General features: G+C 69.3%; 16 protein-coding genes. 12 read left to right on the top strand and 4 right to left on the bottom strand.

Annotation, left to right across the window (positions count from 1 at the left end; all coding sequences use genetic code 11):
• Positions 1 to 54: 54 nt before the first annotated feature.
• From EDD93_RS11790 to EDD93_RS11805, 4 genes are all read left to right on the top strand, one after another.
• Positions 55 to 930 carry a S9 family peptidase gene (locus EDD93_RS11790; protein ID WP_123525113.1) on the top strand — a complete coding sequence of 292 codons (876 nt, stop codon included), beginning with the start codon at positions 55 to 57 and terminating at the stop codon, positions 928 to 930.
• 180 nt (positions 931 to 1,110) lie between these two features.
• Positions 1,111 to 2,361, top strand: coding sequence for a histidine kinase (locus EDD93_RS11795; protein WP_185092481.1), 1,251 nt, complete (start codon positions 1,111 to 1,113; stop codon positions 2,359 to 2,361).
• 2 nt (positions 2,362 to 2,363) lie between these two features.
• Positions 2,364 to 3,053: a response regulator transcription factor gene (locus tag EDD93_RS11800; protein WP_123525115.1), complete on the top strand. Its 690-nt coding sequence runs from the start codon at positions 2,364 to 2,366 to the stop codon at positions 3,051 to 3,053.
• 167 nt (positions 3,054 to 3,220) lie between these two features.
• Positions 3,221 to 4,456: a cytochrome P450 gene (locus EDD93_RS11805; protein ID WP_123525116.1), complete on the top strand. Its 1,236-nt coding sequence runs from the start codon at positions 3,221 to 3,223 to the stop codon at positions 4,454 to 4,456.
• 79 nt (positions 4,457 to 4,535) lie between these two features.
• Here the strand turns inward: EDD93_RS11805 and EDD93_RS11810 are convergent, their stop codons facing one another.
• The 3 genes from EDD93_RS11810 to EDD93_RS11820 are packed head-to-tail and all read right to left on the bottom strand — an operon-like array spanning position 4,536 to position 7,540.
• Positions 4,536 to 4,913 carry a hypothetical protein gene (locus EDD93_RS11810; protein WP_123525117.1) on the bottom strand — a complete coding sequence of 126 codons (378 nt, stop codon included), beginning with the start codon at positions 4,911 to 4,913 and terminating at the stop codon, positions 4,536 to 4,538.
• A 48-nt stretch (positions 4,914 to 4,961) separates the two neighbouring features.
• Positions 4,962 to 6,593: an ABC transporter permease gene (locus EDD93_RS11815; RefSeq protein ID WP_123525118.1), complete on the bottom strand. Its 1,632-nt coding sequence runs from the start codon at positions 6,591 to 6,593 to the stop codon at positions 4,962 to 4,964.
• A complete protein-coding gene (locus EDD93_RS11820; protein WP_123525119.1) occupies positions 6,590 to 7,540 on the bottom strand; it encodes an ABC transporter ATP-binding protein in 951 nt (316 codons plus the stop codon). The genes EDD93_RS11815 and EDD93_RS11820 overlap by 4 nt, the downstream gene beginning before the upstream one ends.
• Positions 7,541 to 7,674: 134 nt before the next feature.
• On the opposite strand from EDD93_RS11820, the gene EDD93_RS11825 reads away from it, so the two are divergent.
• Entirely contained in the window at positions 7,675 to 8,292 is a 618-nt protein-coding gene (locus tag EDD93_RS11825; protein ID WP_123527706.1) for a GbsR/MarR family transcriptional regulator, read from the top strand.
• A gap of 34 nt (positions 8,293 to 8,326) precedes the next feature.
• Here the strand turns inward: EDD93_RS11825 and EDD93_RS11830 are convergent, their stop codons facing one another.
• The gene (locus EDD93_RS11830; RefSeq protein WP_123525120.1) at positions 8,327 to 9,184 is read right to left on the bottom strand and encodes a diacylglycerol kinase family protein; all 858 of its coding nucleotides are present in this window, start codon (positions 9,182 to 9,184) and stop codon (positions 8,327 to 8,329) included.
• Positions 9,185 to 9,370: 186 nt separating this feature from the next.
• On the opposite strand from EDD93_RS11830, the gene EDD93_RS11835 reads away from it, so the two are divergent.
• From EDD93_RS11835 to EDD93_RS11865, 7 genes are all read left to right on the top strand, one after another.
• Positions 9,371 to 10,654: an adenylosuccinate synthase gene (locus EDD93_RS11835; RefSeq protein WP_123525121.1), complete on the top strand. Its 1,284-nt coding sequence runs from the start codon at positions 9,371 to 9,373 to the stop codon at positions 10,652 to 10,654.
• A gap of 107 nt (positions 10,655 to 10,761) precedes the next feature.
• Positions 10,762 to 12,030, top strand: a complete 1,269-nt coding sequence (locus tag EDD93_RS11840) for an ATP/GTP-binding protein (protein WP_123525122.1) — start codon at positions 10,762 to 10,764, stop codon at positions 12,028 to 12,030.
• Positions 12,031 to 12,107: 77 nt separating this feature from the next.
• Complete coding sequence (locus EDD93_RS11845) at positions 12,108 to 12,764, top strand: RloB family protein (RefSeq protein ID WP_185092284.1); 657 nt, start codon at positions 12,108 to 12,110, stop codon at positions 12,762 to 12,764.
• Positions 12,765 to 12,869: 105 nt separating this feature from the next.
• Positions 12,870 to 15,608, top strand: a complete 2,739-nt coding sequence (locus EDD93_RS11850) for a class I SAM-dependent DNA methyltransferase (protein WP_123525124.1) — start codon at positions 12,870 to 12,872, stop codon at positions 15,606 to 15,608.
• A complete protein-coding gene (locus EDD93_RS11855) occupies positions 15,598 to 16,809 on the top strand; it encodes a restriction endonuclease subunit S (RefSeq protein ID WP_123525125.1) in 1,212 nt (403 codons plus the stop codon). Before EDD93_RS11850 ends, EDD93_RS11855 begins: the two co-directional genes overlap by 11 nt.
• A gap of 51 nt (positions 16,810 to 16,860) precedes the next feature.
• The gene (locus EDD93_RS11860) at positions 16,861 to 17,709 is read left to right on the top strand and encodes a helix-turn-helix transcriptional regulator (RefSeq protein WP_123525126.1); all 849 of its coding nucleotides are present in this window, start codon (positions 16,861 to 16,863) and stop codon (positions 17,707 to 17,709) included.
• A gap of 13 nt (positions 17,710 to 17,722) precedes the next feature.
• Entirely contained in the window at positions 17,723 to 17,911 is a 189-nt protein-coding gene (locus EDD93_RS11865; RefSeq protein WP_123525127.1) for a DUF397 domain-containing protein, read from the top strand.
• Positions 17,912 to 18,087 lie beyond the last annotated feature (176 nt).

Here is an 18,087-nt window from a genome sequence, read left to right on the forward strand (position 1 = left end):
TACCGTCCCCGCAGGTCAGCCCAGTTGGGCATTGTCAGGGACGGTTGGAGCAGCATGTCGGATTCTGCCGCGCGTGATCAGGACGCAGCCGAGACCGAGTCCGCGTTCTCGCATCCGGTGCTCGCCCCCGATGCCTCCGCCGCCTACGGCAGCCACCCGGACCAGACCATCGACTTCTACGCCCCGTACGACGGGCGCACCGGCGCGCCCGTCGTGGTCGTCCTGCACGGCGGGGCGTGGCGGGCCCCGTACGACCGGCTCCACCTGTCCCCGTTCGCGGGCTTCCTGGCCCGGCGCGGTTTCGCCGTCGCCAGCGTCGAGTACCGGCGCGGCAGCGAGATCCCGCAGCAGCGCGGCTCGGGCCCGGTCGCGGGCCGCTGGCCGGAGACCTTCGACGACGTCGCGGCGGCGATGGACGCGCTGCCGGCGCTGCTGGCGCGGGAGCTGCCCTCGGCGGACGCCCGGCGGATCGTCGTGACCGGGCACTCGGCGGGCGGGCAGCTCGCGCTGTGGGCGGCCGCGCGGCACGTGCTGCCGGAGGGGTCGCCGTGGCGGCTGCCGCGTCCGCCCGCGCTGCGCGGTGTGGTGGCGCTCGCACCGATCGCGGACTTCGCCTCCGCGGTCGAACTCGATGTGTGCTCCGGCGCGATCGGCCAGTTCCTGGGGACCGACGAGGACTTCGCCGCCCGCAGCGCGCAGGCCGACCCGGCGCAGCTGCTGCCCACCGGCATCGCGACCGCCGTGGTGCAGGGCACCGTGGACCTCACCGTTCCGCAGGCCGTCGTCGAGGCGTTCGTCGATGCCGCGGCGAAGGAGGGCGAGACGGTGGGGCTGACCCTGCTGCCCGGCGTCGGGCACTTCCCGCTGATCGATCCGGCGGCCGACGCGTGCGCCGTGGTGGCCGAGGAGATCGCCCAGCTGGCCTGGTGAACCCCGCAGCGGGACCGGGCGGGGCCCTCGGCGGGCGGCCGGGCGGACCCGGGTAGTACTTGCGACGGACGGTCCAGGATCCGTATCTGTGCTGACGACCCTGCCCGCCGCGCCGCCTACCGTGGAAGCGTGACCGAGACCAAGACCCGAAGCCCCGAGCTCCAGGCCGCCGCGGGTGCGATGGCGGGCCTGCGGCAGGACCTGATCCATGACGCGTTCGCCTACCGCCCGCTGCCGCCCATGCGGACCGACGGGCCGTTGACCCGGCGGCTGCCGGAGCGGCTGCGGGCCCGTGCCGGCTGGACCCCCCACGCGGTGGTGCTGGGGGCCGCGCTGATCGCGTTCATGCAGGGTTTCGCCAGCACCGGCAACGCCGGTGTCCTGCTGTCCGGGCTGCTGCCCGCCCTCTGCATCGCGATGACGCTGATCAGGCCGATCGGGGCGTTCTGGCTGTCGATGGCGCTGATCCCGCTGACCGCGGTCCTCGGCGGCGGGGACGGGCCGTGGGGGCCCAGCTCCTTCTTCGCGCACCTGGCCGTGCTGAACCTCGTCGCGGCCCGGACCCGGCCGCGCACCGCCGCCTGGATGTGGGGTCTGACCCTGCTGCTCGGCACGCTCGTGGAGAACGTGGTCGGCCGGGGCACCGGTTCGGACACCGCGGCCATGGCCGTGGCGTCCGCGTTCGCGCTGCTCGTCGTGAGCCTGGTGCAGATCCGCCGGGAGGCGGAGCGCGAGGTCACCGTGCAGCGCACCGTCACCGCCGTCGAGCGCGACCGCCGCACACTCCTGGAGGAGCGCACCACCATCGCCCGCGAACTGCACGACGTCGTCGCCCATCACATGTCGGTCGTCGCGATCCAGGCCGAGGCCGCCCCGTACCGGGTGGAGAATCCGCCGCCCGAGCTGGAGCAGGCCTTCATCACGATCCGGGAGAACGCCGTCGCGGCGCTCACCGAACTGCGCCGGGTGCTCGGCGTCGTACGCGCCGAGGGCTACGAGGCGCCGGACGCGCCCCAGCCCACCCTGGCCGAGCTGGACCGTCTCCTCGCCAACGTCGGGGAGGCGGGCCTGGCGACGCGCAAGACGGTGACCGGCGCGGTGCGCGAACTGCCGCAGGGCGTCGAGCTGTCGGCGTACCGGATCATCCAGGAGGCCCTCAGCAACACCCTGCGGCACGCGCCGGGCGCCGCCGCCGAGGTCGAGATCGGCTATGTGCTGGGCGGCCTCGGACTGCGTGTCGTCAACGGCCCGCCGACCGGCCCGGTGAAGCCCTCGCCGGGGGCCGGGCACGGGATCACCGGGATGCGGGAGCGGGTCGGGATGCTGAACGGTGAGATGACCGCCGAGACGACCTCGGACGGCGGCTACGAGGTCACCGCTTTCATCCCCGTCCAGCACACCCCCTCCGACACCCCTGTGGAGCAGGCATGACGATGGCCCCGGACGCGGCGACTGCCCCGGACGCGACGATCCGCGTACTGATCGTCGACGACCAGATGATGGTCCGCGAGGGGTTCTCGGTGCTGCTCAACGCGATGCCGGGCATCGAGGTGGTGGGCGAGGCGGTCAACGGCCGCGAGGCGGTCTCGCAGGTCGCCGCCCTCCGCCCCGACGTGGTGCTGATGGACATCCGGATGCCGGAGCTGAACGGGATCGAGGCGACGCGCGAGATCGTCGCCGCCGACCGGGACGCCAAAGTACTGGTGCTGACCACCTTCGACCTCGACGAGTACGTCTACCAGGCGCTGCGCGCCGGCGCCTCGGGCTTCCTCCTCAAGGACGCCTCGGCCCGGCAACTCGCGGACGGGGTAAGGGTGGTGGCCTCCGGCGAGGCACTGCTCGCCCCCACTGTCACCAAGCGGCTGATCAACGAGTTCTCCAAGCTCGCGGCCGGCCCGCGCCCGCCCGCACTCGCCCGGATCGGTGACCTCACCGAGCGTGAGACGGAGGTGCTGGTCCTCATCGCCCAGGGCCTGTCGAACGGGGAGATCGCCTCGCACCTGGTGGTCGCGGAGTCCACGATCAAGACCCATGTGAGCCGCATCCTGGTCAAGCTGGGCCTGCGCGACCGCACGCAGGCGGCCGTCTTCGCCTACGAGGCCCGGCTGGTCACACCGGCCTGAGACGCGGGCCGGGACGGGGCGGGCCGGGACGGGCCGGGACGGGAGGGGACGGGGCGGGGCGGGACAGGGGGAGACAGGGTGGGGCGGGGCAGGGCCGAGACAGGGCGGGGTGCGGTACCGGCAGGTGGGGGCTGGTCCGGTGGCGGGTGGCCGGTTAGCGTCGGTTCATGAACCAGCCCCCGCGTGCCGCCTCCGGCCCCGCCGCCCCCTTCGACCCGTGGTCGGCGGCTTTCGTCGCCGACCCGTACCCCGCTTACGCCGAGCTGCGTGCCACCGGTCGGGCGCACTACTTCGAGCCCACCGACCAGTGGCTCGTCCCGCACCACGCCGATGTGTCCGCACTGCTTCGCGACCGGCGGCTGGGGCGGACGTATCTGCACCGGTTCACGCACGAGGAGTTCGGCCGGACCGCGCCGCCCGCCGAGCACGAGCCGTTCGAGACGCTCAACGGGCAGGGGCTGCTGGATCTGGAGCCCCCGGACCACACCCGGATCCGGCGGCTGGTCTCCAAGGCGTTCACCCCGCGTACCGTCGAGCAGCTCGCGCCGACGGTACGGCGGCTGGCCGCCGGGCTCGTCGACGACTTCGTCGCGCAGGGCGGGGGCGACCTGCTCACGGCGGTGGCGGAGCCGCTGCCCGTCGCCGTGATCGCGGAGATGCTCGGCATCCCGGAGTCCGACCGCGCCCCGCTGCGGCCCTGGTCGGCGGCGATCTGCGGAATGTACGAGCTGAACCCGTCCGAGGAGACCGCCCGCGCCGCCGTGCGCGCCTCGGTCGACTTCTCCGCGTACCTGCGCGAGCTGATCGCCCAGCGGCGCGGCGATCCGGGGACGGATCTGATCTCCGCGCTCATCGCCGCCCACGACGAGGGCGAGCGGCTGACCGAGCAGGAGATGGTCTCCACCTGCGTGCTGCTGCTGAACGCGGGACACGAGGCGACCGTCAACACCACGGTGAACGGCTGGTGGACCCTGCTGCGCCACCCCGAGCAGCTGGCCGCGCTGCGGGCCGACCACGGGCTGCTGCCGTCCGCGATCGAGGAGCTGATGCGCTACGACACCCCGCTCCAGATGTTCGAGCGCTGGGTCCTCGACGACATCGAGATCGGCGGCACGGTCATCCCGCGCGGCTCCGAGGTGGCATTGCTCTTCGGCTCGGCCAACCGCGACCCGGCCCGCTTCCCCGACCCGGACACGCTGGACCTCGCCCGGCAGGAGAACCCGCACATCACCTTCGGCGCCGGCATCCACTTCTGTCTGGGCGCCCCGCTGGCCCGGGTGGAACTGGCAGCCTCCTTCGGGGAGTTGCTGCGCAAGGCGCCGGGCATGCGGCTGGCCGCGGAGCCGGAGTGGAACCCGGGCTACGTGATCCGGGGTGTGAAGGAGCTGCGCGTCGAGCTGTGAGCGGACGGGCCGGGGTCCCGGCCCGCCGTACCGGGCCCCGCGCCCCGGGTGCGGGCCGGGTGCGGCCACCGGTGCGTCCTCAGCAGACCGACCCGCACGGCGGCGGCGGCCCGTCGAGTACGCCGAACGTCACCCCGACGACGGCCAGTACCGCGAGGAGCGCCCCGAAGCCGAGGGCCCCGAGCCACCTCCCCCGGACGAGCCACAGCGTGCCCAGCGCGGCCGCGACACCGCCGAGGGTCATGACCGGCAGCCCGTGCCAGAGCACGTCCCACTCGGAATGGCCCTCGATGCTGCCGAACAGCCCGCGCCGCGCGTAGGGCGCCCAGACGAGCATTCCGGCCGTCGCCCCGGCTGCGGCCACGGCGAACCCGGCAATCCCGCTGAGGGCTTCCCGCCGGCTCTCCCGCCGCCCGTCCCGACCGGTGCCCGTACCAACGTTCGTACCGATGTCCATATCGGCGGGGACGCCTGCGGGGAGCCCCGGGGTTGCGGGCCGTGGCGCTCAGTTCAGCATGTCGCGCCGTCGCAGCGCGGCCAGACCGCCGGCCGTGAGGGCGGCCGCGAGCACGGTGAGCAGGACCACCGCACCCCACACCAGCTCCGCCCCAGGCAGCTTCGGCAGGTGCGTGAACGGCGACAGGTCCATCACCGGCTGCGGCAGATCCAGGGCCGGTCCTATCCAGCCCAGCGCCAGACAGATCCCCACCAGCCCCCAGGCGGCCGAGGCGGCCTTCGGGAGCGCCCCGTACAGCAGGACCGTCACCCCGCCGAGCAGCCAGACGGCGGGCAGTTGTACCAGTGCGGCGCCGAGCACGGCGGGCAGTTCGTGCCCGTACCCGGCGGCGAGACCGAGGCCGCCGGCCGCCATGATCAGGGCCGCGCCGCCGAAGGCGATGAACAGATGACCGGCCGCCCAGCCGATCCGGCCGACCCCGCCTGCCAGCACCGGTTCGGCCCGTCCGCCGGTCTCCTCGTGGTGGAGACGCAGCACCGAGGAGACGATGTACAGCGCCGCCACCGTGCCGAGCACGGAGACCATCGAGGCGAGGAACGCGTCGGTCAGACCCGCCTGGCCGCCCATCCGCTCGAAGATCTGCTTGGTCTTCTCGTTGTCCCCCACGAGATCGGCCGCCCCGCCCGTCAGCCCGCCGAAGACGGCACCGACCGCGCCGAACGCCACCGTCCACCCCAGCAGCGCACCGCGCTGGAGCCGCAGGGCGAGGCCGAAGGCGGTGGAGATCCTGCCCCGGGCAGGCCCCGGCCGCGTCGCCAGGAAGCTCATGCCGACATCGCGCCGCCCCGCCAGTACGTACGCCGCGGCGCACTGCACCGCCACCGCGCCGGCGATCACCAGGAGCACCCACCACCGCTCGTCCGCGTACGGTCTGACGTTCTCGGCCCAGCCGATCGGGGAGAGCCAGGTGAAGACGGACGAACCGTCGTCCGTCGCGGAATCGCCCGCCGCCTTCAGGACGAACGCGGCGCCGACCACCGCGGCGGTCAGCCCCTTCGCGAGCCGGGCGCTCTCGGTGAACTGGGCGGCGATCGCGGCGGTGCAGGCGAACAGCACACCGACCCCGGCGACGGCCAGCGCTATCGCCACCGCCCCGGCCCCGCCCGCCCCCGACCCGGCCATCCCGGCCATGATCACCAGGGCCAGCGCGGCATTGGCGGTCACGGCGGCGAGCAGGGCGGCGGTCAGCGGGGCGCGGCGGCCCACCATGGCCGAGGAGAGCATCTCCTGACGGCCGGTCTCCTCCTCCTCGCGGGTGTGCCGTACGACGATCACCAGGCTCATCACCGCGGCCAGCGCGGCGCCGAAGGCGATCATGCGCCAGCTGACGAGCCCGCCGACGGAGTCGCTGAACACCGGCCCGTACATCGCGCGCAGGGAGCTGTTGCCGTTCATCGAGGCGGCGAGGGCGGCGCGCTGGGCCTCGGTGCCGTAGAGCGAGGAGATGGACTTGCCGACGGAGGAGAACGAGCCGCCGAGCACGAGCACCCAGAGCGGCATGATGATCCGGTCGCGCCGCAGAGCGAGCCTCAGCAGGGCCCAGGTCCCCGCGAGCTGTCCGGTGCCGGTCCCGGTCCGGCGCCCGGTGCCGGCCGGTGCGGGCACGGCCACGGCGGTCATCGCGCCACCACTCCCGTCCCGGCCTTCGCGCCCGGTCCGGCCCCCGCGTCCGCCGCGGTCCCCGTATCCGCCGTGTAGTGCCGCAGGAACAGCTCCTCCAGCGTGGGCGGGGTGCTGGTCAGCGAACGCACCCCGGACGCGGTGAGCGATCTCAGGACGGCGTCGAGCTTGTCCGTGTCGACCTGGAGCGAGACCTCGTACCCCCGCACGTCCAGATCGTGCACACCGGGGAGGCCCGCCAGCCCCTCGGGCTCACCGGCCAGCTCGGCCTTGATGTTCGTCCGCGTCAGATGGCGCATCCCGGCCAGTGACCCCGTCTCCACCGTCCGGCCCTGGCGGATGATGCTGACCCGGTCGCAGAGCGACTCGACCTCGCTGAGGATGTGGCTGGACAGCAGGACCGTGCGCCCGCGCTCGCGCTCCTCGGCGACGCAGCTCTGGAAGACCTCCTCCATCAGCGGGTCCAGCCCGCTGGTCGGCTCGTCCAGGATCAGCAGGTCCACATCGGAGGCGAACGCGGCGACCAGCGCGACCTTCTGCCGGTTCCCCTTGGAGTACGTGCGCCCCTTCTTCGTCGGGTCGAGCTCGAACCGCTCCACCAGGTCGGCGCGGCGGGCGTCGTCCAGCCCGCCGCGCAGCCGCCCGTACAGATCGATCACCTCGCCGCCCGAGAGGTTGCGCCACAGCGTGACGTCACCGGGGACGTAGGCCACCCGCCGGTGCAGCTCCACCGCGTCGCGCCAGGGGTCGCGGCCGAGCAGCTGGGCGGCGCCGGAGTCGGCACGCAGCAGGCCCAGCAGTACCCGGATGGTCGTGGACTTCCCCGACCCATTGGGCCCGAGAAAGCCGTGGACCTCACCGGACTCGACGGTCAGGTCGAGCCCGTCCAGCGCATGCGTCCGGCCGAACGACTTGTGCAGTCCGGCCACGGTGATTGCCTTCGTCATGATTTTGAACGTACGCTACTTTCACAAATTTGTGAAGTTAAGGAAACGTATAAACTTCGGACGAGTGACGGCACCGCTGCCGGTGCCGACGCCGGGACGGGTACCCGGGTGGATACAGGGAGACGATGGAGCTGATGAGCAGCGAGTCCGCGGAGAACACAGAGGACCGGAAGGACGCGGCCGGGGCCCCAGCGCAGCGCGACGCGGAGGCGGTCTCGCGCTTCGTCGAGCGGTTCGCGTCCGACATGACCGAGGCGGGGATGCAGCGGATGGCGTCCCGGGTCTTCGCCGCCCTGCTCGCCGACGACGACGCCTCGATGACCTCGGCCGAGCTCGCCCTGGCGCTGCAGATCAGCCCGGCCGCCGTGTCCGGTGCGGTGAATTACCTCACGCAGGTCAGCATGGTCGGCCGCGAACGCGAACCGGGCTCGCGCCGCGACCGCTACCGCCTGCACAACGAGATCTGGTACACCACCTTCGCCAGCCGCGACCAGGTGCTGACCCGCTGGGAGCGCACCCTTCGGGACGGGGCCCGCACGCTCGGCGAGCACACGCCCGCCGGCGCCCGGATCGCCGAGACGGCGGCCTTCTTCGAGTTCCTGCAGTCGGAGCTGGAGGGGCTCATGGCCCGCTGGCACGACCACCGCAAGACGCTCGACCTCCCGGCGGCCGACGGGGGCGCGGGCGGCCGATACACGTCCGACGAGGGCGCGGGCGGCCGATACGCGTCCGACGGGGGCGCGGACACCTGAAGGCTGAAGGCACCCGCGCCCCGGCCCGGGGGACCTACCCCGCCGGCACCGGCAGCATCAGCCCCCACGCGCCCGCCCGCACCGTCCAGGTGCGTGTCCGCACCGGCCCGCCGACCTGTATGTCCGCGCGGTAGCGGAAATCGGGTCCGGAGACCGTGACGGCCTTGGCCCCCGTGGTGACCGGGTCGCCGTCCGTCGGGTGGATCGTCACCTCCGCGAGGCCGCCGTCCCCGCACCCCGAGGTCACCGTCACCGATTCGACCGGGCGGTCCAGATCGTTCAGCAGGATCCCGTCCGCCTCGATCCGCAGCCGGTGCGTGCGCAGCGGCGCGGGCAGCGCGGAGGGCGCGGGGCGTACCAGGGTCCGGACCAGGGAGCGGCAGGTGTCCCAGACCGCGGTGACGCCCGAATGGGACCCCTCCGTGCCCGGTGCGCTGCTCGGCGCCGGGATGCGCAGCGCGCCGAGCACCACGCCGTCGCTGTCGTCGACCATCAGGTCCAGGCGCCGCACGGCGCCGTCGAGCGCGGTGCGGGCGGCCGCCACCGCACTCGTCGGCACGCCGAGCGAACGGGCGAGTTCCAGGGCCGCCGCCGCGCCGACCGGGATCAGCGAAAGGGCATTTCCGGCCGGTTCCCGCTCCCGGTGCAGCTGGGCCACCGCCCGCCGCAGCGCCCGGTCGTCACCGATCACCACCGGCCGCCGGCCGCCCCTGCGGGAGAGGGCCCGTGCGAACTCCTCAGGGCCGTCGGGAAGGCAGATCTTGGCGTGCGAGCCCGCGCTCAGCACGTCCTTCGCGATCCGGACGGACTCGCCGTCCGTCCTGCGGGCGACCGGATCGATCACCACCAGCAGATGGGGCGCACCGTTACCGGGGGGCTGGGCAGCCGACACCTCGGTCCTTCCTCGGGTAGCATCTTGGTGCAAGAGCCCCTTGCGCTATTGCGCCAGGGGCTTGGTCTATTCCGGGGCACCCGGTTCGACGGTTCAGGCCTTGTCGTACAACGTCGTACGGCATGTACGACGTTTACGTACGCCCCCTGACCTTGGACATGCCCCGCCCGGAAGGGGTGTACGCCTGTGCCCGCACTTGTGCTGCTCGGTGCTCAGTGGGGTGACGAGGGCAAGGGGAAGGCCACCGACCTCCTCGGTGGATCCGTGGACTATGTGGTGCGATACCAGGGCGGCAACAATGCCGGCCACACGGTTGTCGTCGGCGACCAGAAGTACGCACTGCATCTCCTCCCCTCCGGAATCCTGTCACCGGGGTGTACCCCGGTCATCGGGAACGGTGTCGTGGTCGACCCGGCCGTCCTGCTCTCCGAGCTGAGTGGGCTGAACGACCGCGGCGTGGACACGTCCAAGCTGCTGATCAGCGGTAACGCCCATTTGATCACCCCGTACAACGTCACGGTCGACAAGGTGACGGAACGGTTCCTCGGGAAGCGCAAGATCGGCACGACCGGGCGCGGCATCGGCCCGACGTACGCCGACAAGATCAACCGGGTCGGCATCCGCGTCCAGGACCTCTACGACGAGTCGATCCTGGAGCAGAAGGTCGAGGCGGCCCTGGAGCAGAAGAACCAGCTCCTGGCCAAGGTCTTCAACCGGCGCGCGATCGAGACCGGCAAGGTCGTCGAGGACATGCTCCAGTACGCGGAGCAGATCAAGCCCTTCGTCGCCGACACCTCGCTGATCCTGAACGACGCCATCGAGGCGGGCAAGGTCGTCCTCTTCGAGGGCGGTCAGGGCACGCTGCTCGACGTCGACCACGGCACGTACCCCTTCGTCACCTCGTCGAACCCGACCGCGGGCGGCGCCTGCACCGGTTCCGGCGTGGGACCGACGAAGATCAGCCGCGTCATCGGCATCCTCAAGGCCTATACGACGCGCGTCGGCGCCGGTCCGTTCCCGACCGAGCTGCTCGACGAGGACGGCGAGGCGCTGCGCCGCATCGGTGGCGAGCGCGGTGTCACCACCGGCCGTGACCGCCGCTGCGGCTGGTTCGACGCCCCGATCGCGCGGTACGCGACCCGGGTCAACGGTCTCACCGACTTCTTCCTCACCAAGCTGGACGTGCTGACCGGCTGGGAGCAGATCCCGGTGTGCGTGGCGTACGAGATCGACGGCAAGCGCGTCGAGGAGCTCCCGTACAACCAGACCGACTTCCACCACGCGAAGCCCATCTACGAGATGCTGCCGGGCTGGTCGGAGGACATCACCAAGGCGAAGACCTTCTCCGACCTGCCGAAGAACGCGCAGGCCTACGTGAAGGCGCTGGAGGAGATGTCCGGCGCCCCGATCTCCGCGATCGGCGTCGGCCCCGGCCGGACCGAGACGATCGAGATCAACTCGTTCCTGTAGGGAACACCACGGTGGCGGCCGACAGTCATGACCCGTCGGCCGCCACCGTGCACCCGCACCCGCGGGCCGTGTGGTGTGACTAATGTGTCCGCCATGAAGGAGCCAGGATGCTGCTGAGATTCCGGGTGGCGAACGTCCGGTCATTGCGCGACGAGCAGGAGCTGTCGTTCGTCGCGTCCGAAGGGACCGAGAGGGAGCTTGCCGCAGCCCGCGAGACGGTGCTGTCCGACGGGCAGCACCTTTCCGTTCACACCGTGCTCGGAATCTTCGGTGCCAACGCTTCCGGTAAGTCAAACGTAATCACCGCGCTGAAGAGCATGAAGCACGCTGTCATGCGCTCCTACGCCGACTGGACCTCCTACGACGGCATCCCCCGCGACGAGTTCGCCCTTGACCCCAAGGCGGCGACGCAAACGTCTCTGTACGAGGCGGACTTCGTCCTCGACGACGGTGTCCGCTGGACGTACGGGTTCGAGCTGGGTGCGCGCCGGGTCGAGGCGGAATGGCTTTACGCCTACCCCAAGGGCCGTCGGCAGGTCTGGTTCGAGCGGGACGCCGGGCGTGACAAGGACTTCGACTTCCCGGGCGACCGGCTCCACGACCGCACCCGTCTGGCCCGGACGACGCGACAGGACGCCCTCCTTCTGACGCGCGCCGCCAACGACGGCCACGAACAGCTCACCCCGGTCTTCGACTGGTTCAAGAACAACCTCTGGGACGTCACTCCTGAGACGGAACGCAGCCAGCGCGAGGACTACACGGCCGGGAAGCTGTTGCGGAGCGAAGACTTCCGGCGCCGGGCCGAGGAATTGCTGCGGGTAGCCGATCTCGGCATCGCGGGCGTGGAGGTCGAGCGGTCATCGTCCGGGCGTCCGGTCATCCAGCTGATCCATACCAGCGGCGGAGAACGCACGGCGTTGGACTGGGCCTCGGAATCCTGGGGCACCCGCTCCTGGTTCGCGTTGATCGGCCCGCTCCTGCTCGCCCTCGACACCGGCGCGGTCCTGCTCGTCGACGAGCTGGACGCGAGCCTGCACTCGCGCTTCGCCGCAGAGGTCGTACGCCTCTTCCAGACGCCGTGGGTGAACCTCAAGGGCGCCCAGCTGATCTTCACCGGCCACGATCCCTCGCTCCTGCGGACGCCCGGCGGTGGCCGTCTCCTGGAACCGGGGCAGCTGTGGCTCACGGAGAAGGACGACACCGGCGCGACGGAGCTGTCGTCGGTCGCGGACTGGGAACCGACGGACGAGGAGGACCTCATGGCGTCGTACCTCGCCGGGTCCTTCGGTGCGGTGCCGAAGGTCTCAGAGGGGCAGATCGGGCGACGGCTGGTGCGGACGGACGACTTGGCGCGGATGGAGGCGGAAGAGGGCTGATGGCGAGGCCAAGGGGAGGGGACAGCATTTCCCGCAAGAAGGATGGCGGGAAGGGGCGCGCGAATCGCCCTCGTCAGGTGTACATCTTCACCGAGGGCGAGGTCACCGAGCCCGAGTACATCGACATCATCCTGAAGCACGGCACCCCGGCCACTGCGGGCCGCAGTGTGGATCACCACTTCGAGAACGACAAGGCCGTGGGCAAGCACCGTAAGCCTTATCCCATGGTCAAGGACGCTGTCATCACGCTGCGCAAGGTTCGCCGCGAGGCCAAGGACGCCGGGCTGACAGCCAAGGACTGGAACTACCCCGAGGTGTGGGTCCTCTTCGACCGCGACGACCACCTGAACATCCGCGAGGCCAGGCAGCTCGCGGACAAGGAGGGCATCAAGGTCGCCTACTCGCACCCCTGCTTCGAACTGTGGCGGCTCCTGCACTACACGAACTACACCAGCAGTTTCGGCGGCGTATGCACCGACGCCAACAGTCGGCTCCGCTCCCGCCCCGACTTCGCGGCGACGTACGGCCGCAACGTCCGCACCGTTTCCGAGCAGCAGTCGAAGCACATGCGCGAGGAGCAGGTACTGAGCAAGGACGGGCAGCGGTACAAGGACGCCAAGAAATACGCAAAGGCGATCAATACTCGCGTCGAAACGGCCAATCCTGAGAAGTGGGACCCGTTCACCGACATCTGGAATTTCGTTGAGGAAGGCCTTCTTCTCAGCGGCTACTAGGCTGCGTGGAGATACGTCTTCGACGGTCACGGCTGGGCGGTTCGCCGCCCGGCGTCCCCCCTTCAGCTGCACAGCGCAGGCATCACATCATTTTGGAGTCCGTCCGTGGCCAAGCTCACGCTCGATCAACTGGAGCGTCACCTCTTCGCTGCCGCGGACATCCTGCGCGGCACCATGGACGCCGCCGAGTACCGCGACTTCCTCCTGGTGCTGCTGTTCCTGAAGCGGGTGAACGACGAGTTCGAGGCCGCCCACGACCGGATCGTCATCAAGGAGATGGACGACGGACGGAGCGAGGAAGAGGCCCGGGAAGAGGCGGACGAGCCGTACCACTACACGGCCGACCGGATCATGTACGTCCCGGAGGAGGCCCGCTGGGCCCGGCTGGCCGGAGCGGTGGACGACGTGGCCACGAGCTACCTCCAGCCCGCACTGGACGCCCTGGAGGGGCAGCAGGGCAACGAGGGGCTGCACGGCCTGTTCAGCCAGGTCAACTTCAACCGCATCGGTGGCGGCGGCGGTACCGGAACGTCGGCGGCCAAGCTCGCGGACAAGCGGCTCTCCGCGCTCATCGGCCACTTCGGAACCTTGCGGCTGCGGGGTGAGGACTTCGAGTTCCCGGACGTCATCGGCGCTGCGTACGAGTACCTGCTGAAGGACTTCGCCGACTCGGCCGGCTCCAAGGGCGGTGAGTTCTACACCCCGCGCGCCGTCGTGCGCATGATGGTCGAGCTGGCCCGTCCCGAGGCGAACCAGCACGTGTACGACCCGTGCGTGGGCTCCGGCGGAATGCTCATCCACACCAAGGAGTACATCGAGGAGCACGGCGGCGACACCGAGGACCTGGCCCTGGCCGGACAGGACGCCAACAACGGTTCCTGGGTGATGGCCACGATGAACATGCTGTTCCACGGCGCCAGCGACTTCGACCTGCGGACCGGGGACACCCTCACCAACCCGCTGCACGTCGACAAGTCGTACGACGTGGTACTCAGCAACCCGCCCTTCTCCATGGACTACAGCGTCGACGACCTGCCCGAGATCGAAGGCCGGATGAAATACGGCCACACCTCGGAAAAGGGCAAGGCCGACCTGATGTTCCTCCAGCACATGCTGTACATGGTCGAGGGCCGGGGCGGCTCCGTCTTCACCGTGATGCCGCACGGCGTGCTCTTCCGCAGTGGCGCGGAGGGGGACATCCGGGCCAAGCTCATCGAGGCCGACATGCTGGAGGCCGTGATCGGCCTGCCGTCCAACATCTTCTACGGCACCGGTATCCCCGCGTGTGTGCTGGTGCTGCGAGCCCAGGGGCGCAAGCGCGCGGACCGGCACGACCAGGTCCTGTTCATCAACGCCGACCGCGAGTACCACTCGGAGCGCGCGCAGAACGTACTGCTGCCGGAGCACGTGGAGAAGATCGTCTCCACGTTTCACGAGCCGGTCGGGGACGGCTCGGGCGTGCCCCGGTTCGCCCGGTGGGTGAAGCGCGAAGAGCTGAAGAAGAACGGGTACAACCTCAACATCCGCCGCTACGTCGACAACACCCCGCCGCCCGAGCCGCAGGACGTCCGCGCGCACCTGACGGGCGGCGTTCCGAGGTCCGAGATCGAGGCGGCGGACAAGGCGAACCTGCTGACGTCGTACCGGGTCGCGATCAGCGCCCTGTTCGCCGAGAGCTCCCCCGACTCCGAGTACGTCGACTTCCTGCCCGAGGGCGAACGGCCGGACGCCGACCGGCTGACCGCGCTGGCCGAGGGGCGGGAGCGGGAGCTGTGGGACGCGTTCGACAAGTGGTGGGCCACGGAGACGGAGCAGATCGCGTCCCTGGCCCCTTACGAGGGCGACCACCGCACGGAGTTCGAGAAGCGGTCCCAGCTCGCCGGCCTGCGAGCGGGCTTGATCAGCTCGTTTCGTCGGCGGTTGCTCAGTGTCGACCTGCTGGACCGGTACGCCCTCTCGGGGGCGGTCGCCGGATGGTGGCAGGACGCCAGGAACGAGCTGAAGGCTCTGGCCGGCAACGGCTTCAAGGGCGTCGTCGAGGGCTGGGTCGACACGGTCGAGACGCTGCTCGAACCGGAGCCGAACCCGTGGACGGGCGGCGCGCGCAAACGCTCGGGCGCGGAACGCCGCCAGGCGTACGGCCACAAGATCGTGGCCCGGATCGCCTCCGACTTCCTGCGGGACCTGGCCGACGCGGACGCCGTCAAGGCGAAGCTGGACGCCAAGGTGAAGGCTGCCGAGGAAGCGGAGGCCGCGCGGGCGGCGGCTGCGGCGGGCGTCACGGGGGAGGACGGCGAGTCGTCCGAGGCTCTCGATCCGGCGGTGGCGGATGCGCTGCTCAGCGAGCCGGAGTTGAAGAAGCTCAAGAAGGAGCGGACGGTGGCGGGCAAGGCGGTGAAGGCGCTGGAGGAGGCGTTCTATCCGCTGGACGGGATGGGCGGCGCGGCGAAGGCCGCCACGGTTGCCGCTGCCGCGAAGAAGAAGGCCGGGGCGGCGTCTGCGTCTGCCTCTGCGTCGGCCGCGTCCGACGGTCAGACGGCGTTGGACGTGACGGTTGCCGGGGCGGGTGACGGCGCCGAGGAGGCTCGGCCGACGCCTGGGCTGCATGAGGTGCGGGATGCGCTGAGTGAGGACGGTGCGCGGGAGATCGTTCTCGGCATCCTCCGGGACGACTTGGCGTCGAAGCTGGAGGGCCATGTGGTGCGTCGGAGGCGGGAGTTGGTCGACGTGTACCTGGGCTGGGAGCGGAAGTACCTGGTGTCGCTGCGGGATATTGAGGTTCGGCGTGAGGCTGCGGCGAAGCGGCTGGATGGGTTCCTGAAGGAGCTGGGTTATGTCGGCTGAATCGGACGAAATCCGCTGGGTTCCCGTGCGGGAGGTCGGCGAGGTGCGGATGGGTAAGCAGCTTTCGCCTGCGAGTAGCCAGGCGGATGGCATGCACGGCCCCTATCTCCGAGTCGCTAACGTCCTCGATGGCCGGATTAGCTATGCGGATGTGAAGACTATGAGTTTCACCCCTTTGGAGCGGCATAAATATAACCTGTTGCCGGGTGATATTCTGCTCAACGAGGGGCAGAGCTTGGAGCTGGTAGGGCGCAGCTCGATCTATGATGGGCCGCCGGATAGATATTTCTTTCAGAATACTCTTATTCGATTTCGGTGTGGTCCAGAGGTGCTTCCGGCGTATGCGCGCGAAGTATTTAGGGCCTGGGTTAACGATGGAACATTTGCATCGATTGCAAAGAAGACCACGAGTATTGCACATCTTGGTGGCGATAGGTTCGCGAGGCTATCTTTCCCGCTTGTTTCGATGTCGCGGCAGCGTCGTATTATTGAGATCTTGGATGCAGTAACAGACTCAGAACGCATCACCGAGGAGGAGATTTCAAAGCTGCGAGCAACTCGACAGGCGGCCATTGATGGACAGATCTCCGCCTCGGGCCGGTCAATTTCTTTGAGTGGCTACACTCTCGGAATTCAGTCCGGATGGAGCCCTGCGTGCAATCAGCGACCACCAGGCCCCAGTGAGTGGGGCGTAGTCCGTGTCAGTGCTGTGACTCAGGGTATATTTCGCCCGGAAGAGTCAAAGCGGCTACCCGATTCTCTCGACCCTCGCGAGAATCTAGAAATTCATCCAGGTGATCTACTTATGGCTCGCGCTAACGGTGCAAAAAGCCTCGTAGGTGTTACTGCCTTGGTCGGTGAAACTCGCAGAAAGCTCATGCTTAGCGATAAAACTTTTCGAATCATCCCCAGCCCTTCCTGTTCTGGTGCGGAATTTCTGCATGTTCTTCTGGGTGCTAGTATTGTTAGGGCGCAGATCGATTCGCTGCTGAGTGGCAGTACTGGGCAAGCTAATATTTCCCAGGCTGCCGTGATGTCTTTGCGGGTGCCTAAATTTGAGCTGTTGCAGCAGGCGGGCTTTGTTGCGCTATCTGTCAACTATGCCGAGTTGATCAAATCGCGGATGGATGGTCTCCGCAAGCTTCGCCAGGTTGGGGACGGGATCATCTCAGAGTTTCTAACTACCAGGGTTCCGGGTTGAGTCATTCGTGCTTGGTGGGGTAATGTAGGATGAGAGGCGTAATACGTTTCCGTGCGGAAACCACCCACCGCCCGAAAGCGGCGGCTCGGGGCCGAGCTTCGGCGGATGCGGGAACACGTCGGGCTCTCCCTCACCGATGCTGCCGCGCTGCATCGCGTGGACAAGACCGCGATCAGCAACACCGAGTCCGCGAGGTTCGGAGTCAGTGCCGACCGCGTCCGGGTGTGGGCGTCCAACTACTCCTGTCCCGACCACGCGTACGTGGACGCGCTCGCCGACATGGCCCGTGAGCGGGCCGGGGCGAACTGGTGGGACGAGTTCCGGGACTCGGTCGCCTCGTTCATGCTCGACCTGGTGGAGTTGGAGCACCATGCCGTCTCGCTGCGGCATGTGCAGATCACGCACCTGCCCGGACTGTTGCAGCACGAGGACTACGCACGCGCCGTCTTCGGTGAGGCCGTGCCGCCGCTGAGTTCGGCGGCGATGGATCTTCAGGTGAACTTCAGGATGAGTCGTCGGTCGTTGCTCGACAGGGAGAACCCGCCTGGCTGTTCGTTCCTTCTTCACGAGGCCGCACTGCGGATGCTCTTCGGTGACCGGGCCGTCGTGCGGCGGCAGTTGGAGGAGCTGCTCACGTGCTCGGAGCGGGATGCCGTGACGTTGCGGGTCATCCCGTTCGCCGCGGGCGGATTCCCCAGTGCGGGCAGCTCGACCATGTACGCGAGCGGGCCTGTGTGCCAGTTGGACACCGTGCAGATCGACGTGCCGAACAGCATCACGTTCCTTGATGCCGAGACGCATCTGACCAACTACCGCGCGGTGTTGGATCGTATGGAGACGCGCTCGCTCGATCCGAAGCGGTCGCGCGACTTCATTCGCAGCGTGTTGCGCGAGCTATGAAAGCCTGAGGACCGTGGACATTCAGTGGCGCAAGTCGTCCTACTCGGAGCAGTCGGGGAACTGCCTGGAACTCGCAGTGGTCGACGGTGACGTTCTCGTCAGGGAGAGCGACGACCCTGGCGTGATCGTCCGGACGACCCCGTCCAAGCTGGCGGCGTTCCTGGCGGGGGCCAAGGCCGGCGAGTTCGACGACCTCGTGTAGCGGGAGCGCACCGCGCCGGGGAGGGGACACCCGACGTTTGTAGGTGCATATGCAATGCACTTCGTTGCGCATCAACATTGATGCATCAGCACTTTTGTCGCTACTCTTGGTTGCGGGCGGTAGTCGATTGGTTACCGCTTGAACTGGAGTGCCCCGGCGGTGTGCAACCACCCCGG

Source organism: Streptomyces sp. 840.1, assembly GCF_003751445.1.
Lineage (GTDB): Bacteria > Actinomycetota > Actinomycetes > Streptomycetales > Streptomycetaceae > Streptomyces.

Coding starts and splice junctions, on each gene's coding strand:
- EDD93_RS11790 (WP_123525113.1), top strand. CDS start 55: ATGTCGGATTCTGCCGCGCGTGATCAGGACGCAGCCGAGACCGAGTCC.
- EDD93_RS11795 (WP_185092481.1), top strand. CDS start 1,111: ATGGCGGGCCTGCGGCAGGACCTGATCCATGACGCGTTCGCCTACCGC.
- EDD93_RS11840 (WP_123525122.1), top strand. CDS start 10,762: ATGCTGCTGAGATTCCGGGTGGCGAACGTCCGGTCATTGCGCGACGAG.
- EDD93_RS11810 (WP_123525117.1), bottom strand. CDS start 4,913: ATGGACATCGGTACGAACGTTGGTACGGGCACCGGTCGGGACGGGCGG.
- EDD93_RS11855 (WP_123525125.1), top strand. CDS start 15,598: ATGTCGGCTGAATCGGACGAAATCCGCTGGGTTCCCGTGCGGGAGGTC.
- EDD93_RS11800 (WP_123525115.1), top strand. CDS start 2,364: ATGGCCCCGGACGCGGCGACTGCCCCGGACGCGACGATCCGCGTACTG.
- EDD93_RS11820 (WP_123525119.1), bottom strand. CDS start 7,540: ATGACGAAGGCAATCACCGTGGCCGGACTGCACAAGTCGTTCGGCCGG.
- EDD93_RS11815 (WP_123525118.1), bottom strand. CDS start 6,593: ATGACCGCCGTGGCCGTGCCCGCACCGGCCGGCACCGGGCGCCGGACC.
- EDD93_RS11825 (WP_123527706.1), top strand. CDS start 7,675: ATGAGCAGCGAGTCCGCGGAGAACACAGAGGACCGGAAGGACGCGGCC.
- EDD93_RS11805 (WP_123525116.1), top strand. CDS start 3,221: ATGAACCAGCCCCCGCGTGCCGCCTCCGGCCCCGCCGCCCCCTTCGAC.